General features: G+C 69.0%; 10 protein-coding genes. 6 read left to right on the forward strand and 4 right to left on the reverse strand.

From position 1 onward, the window contains the following. Positions 1–12: 12 nt before the first annotated feature. Together FNH24_RS16330 and FNH24_RS16335 are read right to left on the reverse strand one after the other, a co-directional pair. A complete protein-coding gene (locus FNH24_RS16330) occupies positions 13–339 on the reverse strand; it encodes an Hpt domain-containing protein (RefSeq protein ID WP_161606160.1) in 327 nt (108 codons plus the stop codon). Beyond that, entirely contained in the window at positions 336–692 is a 357-nt protein-coding gene (locus tag FNH24_RS16335; protein WP_246186931.1) for a response regulator, read from the reverse strand. The genes FNH24_RS16330 and FNH24_RS16335 overlap by 4 nt, the downstream gene beginning before the upstream one ends. A gap of 313 nt (positions 693–1,005) precedes the next feature. Here FNH24_RS16335 and FNH24_RS16340 point away from each other — a divergent pair, with 313 nt between their 5' ends. The 4 genes from FNH24_RS16340 to FNH24_RS16355 all read left to right on the forward strand — a co-directional run bounded on the left by FNH24_RS16340 (position 1,006) and on the right by FNH24_RS16355 (position 6,063). Beyond that, positions 1,006–3,996 (forward strand): ATP-binding protein, encoded by a 2,991-nt coding sequence (locus tag FNH24_RS16340; RefSeq protein WP_152363279.1) that lies wholly within the window; start codon positions 1,006–1,008, stop codon positions 3,994–3,996. Positions 3,997–4,122: 126 nt separating this feature from the next. Continuing rightward, positions 4,123–4,665, forward strand: a complete 543-nt coding sequence (locus tag FNH24_RS16345) for a pyruvoyl-dependent arginine decarboxylase (protein ID WP_152363280.1) — start codon at positions 4,123–4,125, stop codon at positions 4,663–4,665. A gap of 14 nt (positions 4,666–4,679) precedes the next feature. Continuing rightward, a complete protein-coding gene (locus FNH24_RS16350) occupies positions 4,680–5,261 on the forward strand; it encodes a hypothetical protein (protein WP_152363281.1) in 582 nt (193 codons plus the stop codon). Positions 5,262–5,274: 13 nt separating this feature from the next. Beyond that, a complete protein-coding gene (locus tag FNH24_RS16355) occupies positions 5,275–6,063 on the forward strand; it encodes a response regulator transcription factor (protein WP_152363282.1) in 789 nt (262 codons plus the stop codon). Between the two features lie 15 nt (positions 6,064–6,078). Here the strand turns inward: FNH24_RS16355 and FNH24_RS16360 are convergent, their stop codons facing one another. Both FNH24_RS16360 and FNH24_RS16365 read right to left on the reverse strand, forming a co-directional pair. Beyond that, positions 6,079–6,591 (reverse strand): hypothetical protein, encoded by a 513-nt coding sequence (locus FNH24_RS16360; RefSeq protein ID WP_152363283.1) that lies wholly within the window; start codon positions 6,589–6,591, stop codon positions 6,079–6,081. Positions 6,592–7,011: 420 nt separating this feature from the next. Beyond that, positions 7,012–7,998: an SdrD B-like domain-containing protein gene (locus FNH24_RS16365; RefSeq protein ID WP_152363284.1), complete on the reverse strand. Its 987-nt coding sequence runs from the start codon at positions 7,996–7,998 to the stop codon at positions 7,012–7,014. A gap of 286 nt (positions 7,999–8,284) precedes the next feature. Between FNH24_RS16365 and FNH24_RS16370 the strand changes: the two genes are divergently transcribed. Together FNH24_RS16370 and FNH24_RS16375 are read left to right on the forward strand one after the other, a co-directional pair. Further along, positions 8,285–11,305, forward strand: a complete 3,021-nt coding sequence (locus FNH24_RS16370) for an AfsR/SARP family transcriptional regulator (RefSeq protein ID WP_161606161.1) — start codon at positions 8,285–8,287, stop codon at positions 11,303–11,305. Positions 11,306–11,458: 153 nt separating this feature from the next. Next, entirely contained in the window at positions 11,459–11,833 is a 375-nt protein-coding gene (locus tag FNH24_RS16375) for a hypothetical protein (RefSeq protein ID WP_152363286.1), read from the forward strand. Positions 11,834–11,844 lie beyond the last annotated feature (11 nt).

Consider the following 11,844-nt stretch of genomic DNA (forward strand, 5'->3'; position numbering starts at 1 on the left):
TGAAACGGACGGCTAGCCGAGCGCCTCGAGCAACGCCGCGACCCGCGTCCGCAACTCCGACGCCGCGGTGGCATCGATTTCGCCGGTCAGCAACTGCTCCATCTCACGAGCCAGCTCGGAAGCACGGGCGTTGCCGAAGGTGCCGGCCGAGCCGGCGATCTGATGGGCGAGGTCCTTGGCCCGACGCCGGCCGTCCGCGGCCGACCCGTCCTCGGGCAACTCCTGGATGAGCTGATCCAGCGCGGTGACCCGGATCCGGTTCGTCTCCTGCGCCTGGGCGCTGATCGAGTTGAACACGGCCTCGGTCGTCGGATCGGGCACGCCGGACGGGTCGCTCATCGCTGCCATCCCAGCAGGGCGGCGACCTCATCGGCCAACGTCATCGGATCGAACGGTTTGGCGATCACGCCCGCGGGCGGGCCGTCCTCGCCCTTCTGCTGCTCGATGCCGCCCACCTTCGCGGTCAGCAGGATCACCGGAATGTCCCGGGTGACGGGATCGTCACGCAACCGGCGCAGAGCGGTGAGTCCATCCATCCCCGGCATCATGACGTCGAGCAGCATGGCATCCGGCCGGTCCGAAAGCGCCCGCTGCCACCCCTCTGTGCCCGAAGCCGCGGTGGTCACCCGCCAACCTGCCACCAGCTCCAACGCCAGGTGTGCGACCTCCCGGATGGAGCTGTCGTCGTCCACGACGAGGATGTGACGGTCTGCCATAGGGATGCTCAGCCCCCGCGGCGCAACGTACGTTGTTTCCCGCGTCGGCTTTCCATGCCCATAGCGTCGCCTCCAACCGCCCCGTCCAGTCGCCGTTCAGCAGTTTCCGGCGCACCAGCGCCGCCCAACTGCGACCGAAGTTGAATCACGTGCCCGCAGGTACACAGTCGGGGGCCATCGTAGCGCCTCCCATTAACCACACCAGAGGGGCCTGAGAATCCGGCGCTGCCGCCGCTGCGGTCGCTGATACGACCTGAAAGCACACTTCGGGCGATGATAGCGTCCGAGCATGACGGAGTCGGCTGGGGACCCCGGATCGATTTCCCGGCAGTCCCGCCCGCGCGGTTTTACCGCTTTCATCGTCTGGTGCCTGCTCGCGGCCGTCGCTCTCCTCGGCAGCGGAGTGCTGCTCTCCAGCCCGCTTCCCCAAGCCACTCGCCAGCTGTGCAGCCAGTTGATGCTGTCCGTCGGCGGTCTCGTCGTCGTGCTGAGCTGTGGCCAGCGCGGCATCCGCAACCGGCACGAACGCCGGTCCCGGGCTTGGTTGTTGCTCGCCGTGGGTGCGCTGATCGGCCTCGGCGCGAACTTCTACTCCCAACTGGTCACCGATCAGCCCCGGCCCGCCACCGACTTCGGCGACATCGGACTGTTGGTCGGGCTGCTCTGCGGCATCCTGGCCATGATCAGCTTCCCGTCGGCCCGCCGCCGGCACACCGACCTGGCTCGCATGATCCTGGACGGGGTCGTCGTCGGCGGATCGATTCTCTTCCTCACCGCCGTCGTCGTCTACCCGCCGCTGCTGGTCCGGCAGTCGATCCTGGCGATCACCGACGTGACCGCGCTTGCGTTGCCGATCGCGGACGTCGTCGCCGCGACCCTGGCCGTGTTGTTGATCATGCGCAGCGGCGTCGATGATCGTCCTGCTCTGCTCCTGGTCGGGCTCGGGTTCACGCTCTACGCGGTCTCCGATCTCTCCTTCGCGGTGCTCAGTGCGCAACAGGCCTTCAGATTCGGCACGATCGCCGATCTTGGCTGGGTCGCCGGCTATTTCTTGTTCGCACTGGCCGCCCGGCATCCGGCCGCCGCTACCTCCCCGGCCACGGGACCGGCCCGGGAAGCCTCACCGGTAGCCGGCACCGTGATCATGTTCACGGTCTTCATCGCTGCCGCGGTCGTCGGACTGTTCGGTGAAGTGAGCCCGCTGGCCAACGTTCTCTGGTTGATCGTTCTGATCACCGTCGCCGTTCGACAGATCCTGTTGATCGTCGACAACAACGCCCTACGCCAGGGGCTGGAACGACGTGTCGCCGAACGCACCCGGGACCTGCGTCGGCTGACCGAACGAAGTGAGTTATTGCTGAAATCCGTCGGCGACGGCATCTACGGGGTCGACACCAGCGGACGCATCACCTTCGTCAACCCGGCCGCGGCCCGAGTGCTGGGTTTCCCACCCGCCGAACTGATCGGCCGCAGCGCGCATCACACGTTTCACGCCCGGCATTCGGATGGCTCTCCGACGCCGGAGAACCAGTGCTACATCACCGAGGCGGTACGCGACGGGTTCGCGGCGATCTCGGAGGAGGACAACTATGTCCGGGCCGACGGCCGCCAGTTCCCGGTCGAAGTGACCGCGACCCCGCTGACCGTGGGGGGATCCGCGGCTACCGGACCCGGCTCCACCACGAGCGGTGCCGTGGTGGTGTTCCGCGACATCACCCAACGGCGCGAGGTCGACCGGATCAAGAACGAGTTCGTTTCCATGGTGAGCCACGAACTGCGGACGCCGCTGACCTCGATCCGCGGTTCTCTCGGGTTGCTCGCCGGCGGCGCCCTCGGCACGCTTCCCGAACGGGCCGATCACCTGCTGGCGATCGCACAGGAGAGTTGCGAACGACTGACCCGGTTGATCAACGACATCCTCGACATCGAGCGTTACGAGTCCGGATCGATTCCGATGGAGATCGGCCGGCACCGGGCGGCGGACCTGATCACCGCGGCGGTGCAGCAGGTCGACCAACTGGCCGCCGAATCGCACATCGTCCTGCAGATCACCCGAGCCGACGGTGTGGTCACGGCCGACGCCGACCGGGTGCTGCAGGCGTTGATCAACTTGATCAGCAACGCGGTGAAGTTCTCCAACGCCGGCAACGGGGTGACGATCGCGGCGGTGCCTCGCGGAGGGTTCGTCGAGTTCAGCATCACCGACCACGGGCGCGGGATCCCGCCGGACCGACTGGAAAGCATCTTCAACCGGTTCGAACAGGTCGACTCCTCCGATTCCCGGGACAAGGGCGGGAGCGGTCTGGGACTGGCCATCTGCCGCAGCATCGTCGAGCGGCTCGGGGGCCGGATCTGGGCCCGCAGCGATCCCCAGCACGGGACCGTCTTCACCTTCACCCTGCCGCGCGCCGAGCGGTCCGAGCCCGAGGGCAGCGGCGACCAACCGACCGTCCTGGTCTGCGACGACGACGACTACGCGGTCGAGGTGATGTGCGGTCTGCTCGAGGCTCGTGGCTACCGTGCGGTCGGCGTCAGCGATGGCCGCCAGGCGATCGAGCGCGCCTTGTCCGACCCACCCGCAGTGGTGGTCGTCGATCTGGCCATGCCCGGCACCTCCGGAGCAGATGTCATCGCCACCCTCGGCCGCCACGCCGCGACCCGTTTGTTGCCGATCGTCGTCGTCTCCGGGCTGAGCCCGAGCGGGCACCCGAACCTCGCGGCCAAGGTCTCCGAGTGGCTGGTGAAGCCGATCGACGAGGAGCGACTCGCGCACGCCGTCAGATCGGCCCTGATCGGCTTGGACACCGGGAACCTCGTCTTGCTCGTCGAGGACGACGAGGTGCTCTCGGCCGGTATCACGACGTTGTTGGAGCGCCGTGGACTGACAGTCCAGCAGGCGAGATCGGTGGCGGGGGCTCTCGAGTTCTGCCAGCGGGCTCGGCCCGATCTGATCGTGTTCGACGTCCAGCTGCGCGATGATCAGGGCGCACACCTGCTCACCGCGCTCCGGCAGCACGCGATCGCCGTACCCGGTGTGGTCGGCTACAGCGACACCGAACTCGACGGTTCCGAGTACGCGCCCTGGGCCGACGGCCGGGCCGTGTTCCTGACCAGGGGTAATGTCACCGCCCAACAACTCGAGGACAGCGTGATCGAGTTGCTCGACCTGACTCCGGCGAGCCCGGCCCGGGCCGCCGACCGCGAGATCGACGACAGGGGGGATGACGAGGACGAACCGCGCCCGCGAAGGGCTCTCGATGCATCGATGACCAATCCATAACCCAAGTCGCTCCAATGCAGCACTGGCGGCGCGACTCGGGAAGAATGGGCCGCGATAGAAACCGCACTCTCACGGGCCGACCTGCACCCGCATGCGATCGGCCGTGCGGAACCGCGAAGGGACGACATGACGCAGGACAATGTCGGCGCGTTCGAAATTCGAATCAGCGCCGGCCGGGGGATTGGCCTTACTCGACTCTCCGCCTTCGATGCGGCGTTACGTGACGCCGGCGTCGCCGATTTCAACCTGATCCGATTATCGTCGGTGATCCCTCCTCGCGGCGTCGTACGAGAGGTGACCGGGAACGAGCAGCTGAAGGGTGGCATCGGCGACGTCCTCTACTGCGTGTACGCCGACTCCTACGCCAGCACGCCGGGAGAGGAGGCCTGGGCCGGCGTGGCCTGGGCGCAGCGGGAGGAGTTCGTGCCGGGGCAACCGGCCTCGGGGCCCGGTGAGCTGGCCGGATCCGGGATCTTCGTCGAGCACAGCGGCATCTCGCAGGCGCTGGTCGAGCGTGACCTCCGGGCCAGCGTGGCCGATCTGACCCGCAACCGGCTCGGCGAATTCCCCCATCGCGGGAGGCTCCTCAGTTCGGCACGTTGCGTCGACCACCCGGTCTGCGCCATTGTCGTGGCTGCCTACGCATCCCAGTCGTTGGCCCAGCTCTGAATCGGAGGCGGCTTGTGGCCGATGCGGTGACCGTGACGGTGGAAGCAGAAGTTGATGGGCCGACACTCGAGCGGTTCCGCAGCCTGTATCGCCGGGCCTTCGATCCGCTGCGGACTCTCTCCGCGGCGCGTCAAGTGCTGACGGACGACGAGTTCAGTGCCGAGATGGTCGATCCCCGGGTCGACAAGTACGTGGCCTGGGAGGATGACGAGCCGGTCGGGCTGAGCACGCTGACCAGGGAGCTGGAAACGGTGCCCTGGATCAGTCCGGAGTACTACCGCGCCCGCTTCCCTCAGCACGCCGCCCGGGATGCCCTGTTCTATCTGGGCTTCGCCCTCGCCGATCCCGGGCGCCGGCAGCTCCGGGCGTTCGCGGCGATGGCGTCGGCGGTGGTGACGACCTTGTCGGAGGCCGGAGGCATCTGCGGCTACGACGTGTGCGCGTACAACCGCGACGAGGTCCGGTTCGCCGACAACCTCGAACGGTTCATGAAGCGACAGGCTCCGGCCGTCGTGAACGTCGTCGATTCGCAGACCTACTACACGGTCGATCTCGCGGCGGCACTCGATCCGTCGACAAGTTCGGCAGCCGGTTAGATACGGTATGGCCATGTCAGATCGCGTGGCGGTGATCATCGAGGACGACGCCGACATCCGGAACCTGCTGGAGGCCATCCTCAGCCAAGCGGGTTTCACGACGCATGCCTTCTCGGAGGGTGCCGAGGGTGTCGCCGCGGTACGGGACCAGCAGCCGATCCTGACGACCCTGGACATCAGTCTGCCGGGGATCGACGGGTTCGAGGTGGCCCGGCAGATCCGGCACTTCAGCGACACGTACATCATCATTCTGTCCGCGCGGACAGAAGAGGTGGACACGTTGATGGGTCTCGACGCCGGGGCCGACGACTACCTCACGAAGCCGTTCCGGCCGAGGGAGTTGCGGGCCCGGGTCGAGGCGATGATGCGCCGGCGGATCGCGTACGGGCAGGAGTCGCCGGGGTCACTCGACTCGGCCCCCGACGACCTCGAGGCGCCGGCCGCCACTTCGGCGGACACGGCGCCCGAGGACGACGGGTGGCTCAGCCACAACGGGCTGCGGATCCATCCGGAGATGCGGTTGTGCGAGCTGGACGGCGAGCCGGTGACCCTGACCCGGAGCGAGTTCGATCTGTTGCAGGCGATCATGAACGGCAAGCGGCGGGTGGTCTCCAAGGACACGCTGTCACTCGAGTTGCGCGGTGATCACTCGATGGGCGGGTACGTCAGCGAGTCCGATCGCCGGGCGGTCGAAGTGCACCTGGCCAACGTCCGGCGCAAGCTCAACGACCCGGTCAACGCGCCGCGTTTCATCGAGACGGTGCGCGGCGTCGGCTATCGGCTCGCCACGCACCAGTCCTGACGGCGGCCCGACGGATCAGTCGGCCGAACCGTGGTCGTCCCGCGCCCGCTCCAGTCGTGACCGGTCTGTGGTCCGGGCCCGCCGCAGCGCGGCCAGCCTGTCCCGAGCCGAGCCGAAGTCTCCTTGGCCGACCGCCACCCGGATCGGTCGCACCGCCCGCACGATCGCGTCGGCACCGACCATCAGACTGGTGCTCTCCAGGCTGAGCAGCGCGACCTCGGCGCGTTCGGCGTTACCGGCGGTGATCGCCGTCTCCACCGCGGCCATCCGGTGATCCAGCAGATCGAGGTAGTCGCTGACGAACTGCCAGACCACGGTCGCGTCGCCGCCGACCTCTGCGGTCAACTGCAGCAGCGCCGGCCCCGACTTCTGGCTCGGTCCGCCGTTCGGATCCTTGGCCCGCCGCGGCTTGGCCGGACCGGGCACCGTGTTGGAGGTGGATCCGCCGCCACTCGTCGCGCGTCGAGGGGTCGCCGTCGGTGGTGCGAACGGCTCCGCGGGGTCAGGCTCAATTCCAGCAGTGGTCATCTTCACCCCGTTGCCCGATCCTTCGCTCATCGTCCCGCATAACCTCGGAGTCCCCGGCACGCTCTCGGCGTCCGGCTCCGCGCGGTAACGATGGGGTCTGGGGCACCTTCTCCCTCGCTGACCGCTGATCAGGTTCGATCAGGCAATGTTCCTTGTAAGAGAATGGTCAGGCCGGGGCGGCACAGGCACATCGCAGCTGCGGGTCTACGACGCCGGCCACACCCGGCCCGACAACAAATAGTTTGCCGCGCCACGGTCAGTGGGTCGTTCGTATTGGCTCAGGGGATTCTCAAGATTGGATCAAGAACCGGGCCGCCGAATTCGACCGCAAACACACCGACGTTGCGCCGTGAATTGTCACCGGGGTGACGGCAAATGAGGGGTGGGAATTGACCCTCGATCGGACGCCGGAATTGCAGGTCAGGAAGGCATCGCGCGACGGCCGGCACCGGCGCCGGTGAGCCGCTCCCGTACCTCCACGCCGATCACCGACGTCGAGTGGCGGCCGTCGTAGGTGGTCGCCTCGTAGCCGAGCTCGGCGGCCCAGCCGAGGAAGCCCGGCTCGGGCCGGATCTCGACCCGGCCGTCCTCGATCACCCGGTAGCGCGCCTCGCCCGGAACGAACAACTCCGTCCCCGGAACCCCCGTGGCCGGGTCGAGCAGGCGCACGGTGCCGGGGTTGAAGGCGGCGTCGGACTCCAGCACGCCGTCGTTGGCCAGCGGGTCGAAGACCAGCGCCTGGCCGGCCACGACGACCGGGAAGTCGGGATTGCTGACGCCGGGCTCGGCCGGAATCTCGCCGAACAGATGTCCGCTGGAAATCCCGCCCGGCCCGAGGGAGATCTCGATTTCATCGTCATTGACCAGGACGCCGCCGATTCCGGCATACTCCGCGCCGTCTCGATATTGCTTCGGCTGGTGTTCGGAAACCCGATAAGTGCCCGGCCGGAGACCCTCGAAGGCGAATTGCCCCGCATCATCGGTCTGCACCGTGCCAATCTTCACCCCACCGGATTCGAGGGTGATCTCGATGCCCGCGACCGGAGCCTCGTCGACATCGAAATAGCCGTCGTTGCCCGCGTCGGCGTACACATAGCCCTTGACGACCCCCGAACCCCCGGGGTCGGCGACGGCCGGTGTGGCCGTGAAGCCGAAGAGGAGGAGAGCACCCGCGACCACCGCGAGTGGCCCGTGGCGCCACGATCGTGAAGAGATCGAACTGGCGATTCCGCAGGGAAGCGCCTGATTCATACCCCGTCCTGTCGGTTCGGCCCGGGGCACAGCACTTTCCGTGTCACTGCTCCCCCGAGCGATCCTGCTGGCAAATCGAGCATGCCGGTTGACGAGCCCACCGTAGGTGGGGCCTTCTGAGATTGTCAACGCGTCGCGCAGAATTTCGGACGGCACAAAAATACCGCGGTCGGGGCCCGCATTCCCCGACCGCGGAAGAATGATGATGTCGACGAAGCTGCTTTCGCGCCTCGATCGACCTCCTGGTCCGCCGCTCCGGATTCGGGTTCCCGGTCCGGTTCAGCAGCCGTGGTGAAGGTATCCCGGCGCCTGTACATCCGTCGTACATCGGCTCCTCGAGATGCGATATCCGGGCGCCCGATTCCCCCGTTCGGCTATCGGTAGGGTCAGAATGAGGCATGTCGGAGGCGAATCAGGACCGGCGGAGAAGGATACGAATGGCGTGATCTTCCAGATCCTCGGTCCGATGCTGATCACCGGTGAAGCGGCGGCGCGCTTCATTCCGGGCACCAAGCCGCGCCAACTTCTGGGCTTGCTGCTGCTGCACGCCAACCGCTTCGTCTCCACCGACCACATGGCCGACAGCCTGTGGGACGGTGAGCCGCCGGGGTCCGCCGGCGCGAACCTGCGCAGCTACATCCGCAAGCTCCGCACCACCCTGCAGCAGCGCGGCGTGGCCGCGACCATCGAGACCCGACCCGGCGGGTACGCGCTGATGGTCGGCACCGACGACGTCGACACCTCGCGGGTCGAGGCGATGCGATCCGAGATCAGGCACCTGACCACCGTCGGCGACTTCCCCAGCGCACTGGTGCTGCTGGACACCGCCCTCGATCTGTGGCGCGGCTCGCTGCTGGAGGACGTGCCGGTGTGCCTGTCCTGGCAACCGCAGCTGACCCGCTGGGACCTGACCCGGGCCGAGATGCTCGAGGACGCGATCGGGCTGCAGACCGAGCACGGTGATCCGCGCCGCGCGGCCCAGCTGGTCCGCGAGGCCCTGGACCGGGACCCGTACAACGAGGATCTCTGGTGCCTGCTGCTGCGGTGCCTGCTCGCCGCCGACCAGCCGAGCTTCGCCCGCTCCGCCGCCCAGGAGGGCGAAACCCTGTTCGCCGAGGAGCTGGGGGTCGCGCCGGGCGAGGAGTTCGCGGCGCTGGCCGCCCAGGCCCGGGCGACCCCGGCCCGTCGGCCGGCCCGGACCGTGGCCCGACGGTCCCCTTCCTCGCCGTACGAGGCGCCGGCCCCGCCCGATCCGGCCGGCTCCTCCGCTCCGTACGTCCACCAAGGCGCCGCCCACCCCGACGGGCGGGGCGGCCGGGACAGTGGGGAGCCGGAGCGGGCGGACGCGGACGAGCCCGACCTGGCGCCCCGGCGCGAGGTGCCGACCCAGCTGCCGATGGACGTCGCGCACTTCACCGGCCGCACCGACCAGCTGACCGAGCTGGTGGACGCGCTGCGCACCCGGACCGCCGACCGGCCGTTGGTTGCCGCCATCTCCGGCCCGCCGGGGATCGGCAAGACCGCGCTGGCGATCCGGATCGGGCACCTGGCGCGGGACTCGTTCCCGGACGGCCAGATCTTCCTCAGCCTGCACGGTGACCGGCTGGTCGACCCCGGCTATGCGGTCTCGGAGGCCCTCGCCGCGCTCGGCGTCCAGGGCGCTCCGGAACGGCTGGATCGCGCGGCCGCCCTGCTCCGCTCCGAGCTGGCCAGCCGGCGGGTGTTGTTGATCATCGACGACGTCGGTACGGCGAGCCAGGTCACCGAACTGCTGCCGGGCACCGGCGACTCGGTCACCCTGCTGACCAGCCGCCGCCGGCTGACCGAGATCGCCGGCATCAGGTCGCTGGAGCTGGGCGAGCTGGAACCGGCCGACGCCGAGGCCCTGATCGAGGAGATCGCACCGGGCCAGGAGCCGGGCGGCCGCCGGCAGCTGGCCGCGGCCTGCGGCCGGCACCCGCTCGCGCTGCGGATCGCCGCGGCCCGGCTGAGCCGGCGGCCCGACCTGACCGTCACCGAGCTGGTACGCCGGCTGTCCGACCCCAACCAGGCGCTGAACGAGCTGACCCTGGGCGAGACGGCCTTCCGGTCCAGCGCCGATCTGAGCGCCCGCTCGCTGGTGGCGGCGGACGCGATCGGCTATCGGGTGCTCGGTGCGCTGGAGGCGACCGAATTTCCCGGTTGGGTGATCGAGCTGGCCAGCGGGTCGACCGCGACCGCCGACAACCTGCTGGAGGAGAACCTGCTGCAACTGGCCGGCCCGGCCCGCGGCGGCCCGATCGAATACCGGATGCACGATCTGCTGCGCTGGCATGCCCGGGAATGGGGTGCGGCGGTGCCGGGCGAGGCGTCCGCCGGCGTGCGGCGGGTGCTGCTCGGCTGGCTGGTACGAGCCCGGCAGGCCGTCGCCGCACTGCCCTTCGAGTTCCTCGGCGTGGCCTTCCCGGTGCCCGACGGCGCTCCGGAACCGCCGGCCGACGGCCCACCGGAGGACTGGTTCGGCGGCGAGCAGGGACGCCTGATCGACCTGATCGCCACCGCGCAACGGCATCGCGCCGACGACCTCGCCTGGCGGCTGGTTTGCACCTGGTCGGCGTACTTCGATCTGCGCGGGCACACCCAGCTGTGGCACCGGACCCTCACCGCGGTGCTGCCGTCGGCCAACGGCCTGGACGATCCGCTGGGCGAGGCCACCGTGCTGCGCGACCTGGCCCAGATCGATCTCTATCGCGGCGACTTCGGCAGCGGCGCCGAGCACTTCCGCCGCGCGCGGGCCCTGTTCGAGGGACTGGATCACCTGACCGGCGTCGGGGTGACCGAGATCGGCCTGGCCACCACGCACCGCATGCTCGGCGTCCTCGACGTCGCCGGTCAGCACGCGAAGGCGGCCCTGGACTGCTTCCGCGCCTCCGGCGAGAACAACCTGCTGGCGACCGCGATGAGCGCCGTGGCGGCCATCCAGCTGGCCGGAAATCACCCGGCCGAGGCCGAATCCTGGCTGCTGCGGGCCCGGGACCTGGCCGCGAAGGTCGGCGACCGGCACCGGGTCGCGACGCTGCTCCGGCGGCTGGCCGGGGTGCACAACGCCCGGAACGACCTGTCGGCCCGGCTGGCCGCGATGAAGGAGGCGCTGGCGATCTTCGACTCGCTGAGCGACGATCGCTGCGCGACGCAGCTGCGGGTCGACCTCGGCATCGTGCTGACCAAGGCCGGCGACCTGGCCGGTGCCCGCCGCGAACTGAACCGCGCGCTCGCCTCGGCCGAGCGGGCCGGCGAACTGGACGATCAGGCGCTCATCCTGGAATCTCTCGGCCAGGTGAGCCTGCAGGCCGGCCGACGGGCCGAGGCGGGCCGGCTGCTCCGCCGCAGCGCCCGGCAGTGGCAGGTCTGCGGGATGCTCGCGGAAGCCGAGCGGGTCGAACGGCGGCTGCAGGAGATCGCGGCCGAGGCCGCTTCCCGATAGTCTCCTCCGGGGCCGTCGCGGGTCACCGAGATATGCGGGAAATGTACGGCTCCGGTCCAGGTTAGGCATCATGCGGGAAGCTCAGGGGAATTGCTCTGCGGGGCGCCGAGCAACCAGCCAACCTGCCCAAGGAGAGATCGGGGGAGCGCGGTGATGATCACCGAAACAACGCCACGTTCGGTCGAGGAAGCGCTGCGCTGGCAGCTCGACCGGATCGGCAGCAGTGCCTGGGAGGGTTGGGCGCTGCGGTTCCAGCGGCTGGCGTTCGGCTATGCCGGCGAGGCCGGTTGGCGACACTGCTCCGAAGCCTTCGACTGGTTCCGCGGTCATGATCTGCTGTCCGACGGGGCGCCGCCCCGGGGGGCACTGGCCTGGTTCCGGGTCGGCGAAACGATCACCGTCCGCAGTGGTCTCGGCGACGGTGAGGTGATCGGCCCGGGCGTCAACGGCCGGATCGGCGTCATCGACCACGAGGACCTCGGCCGCTACCTCGGCTGGACCTCGGCGATCTTCCCGTTCGCTCGCTGACCCACGACATT

The organism is Microlunatus speluncae, assembly GCF_009299835.1.
Lineage (GTDB): Bacteria > Actinomycetota > Actinomycetes > Propionibacteriales > Propionibacteriaceae > Microlunatus > Microlunatus speluncae.

Bases quoted from the DNA above. Each gene is read 5' to 3' on its own strand.
- FNH24_RS16330 (WP_161606160.1), bottom strand. From the start codon at position 339: ATGAGCGACCCGTCCGGCGTGCCCGATCCGACGACCGAGGCCGTGTTC.
- FNH24_RS16340 (WP_152363279.1), top strand. From the start codon at position 1,006: ATGACGGAGTCGGCTGGGGACCCCGGATCGATTTCCCGGCAGTCCCGC.
- FNH24_RS16345 (WP_152363280.1), top strand. From the start codon at position 4,123: ATGACGCAGGACAATGTCGGCGCGTTCGAAATTCGAATCAGCGCCGGC.
- FNH24_RS16355 (WP_152363282.1), top strand. From the start codon at position 5,275: ATGTCAGATCGCGTGGCGGTGATCATCGAGGACGACGCCGACATCCGG.
- FNH24_RS16360 (WP_152363283.1), bottom strand. From the start codon at position 6,591: ATGACCACTGCTGGAATTGAGCCTGACCCCGCGGAGCCGTTCGCACCA.
- FNH24_RS16375 (WP_152363286.1), top strand. From the start codon at position 11,459: ATGATCACCGAAACAACGCCACGTTCGGTCGAGGAAGCGCTGCGCTGG.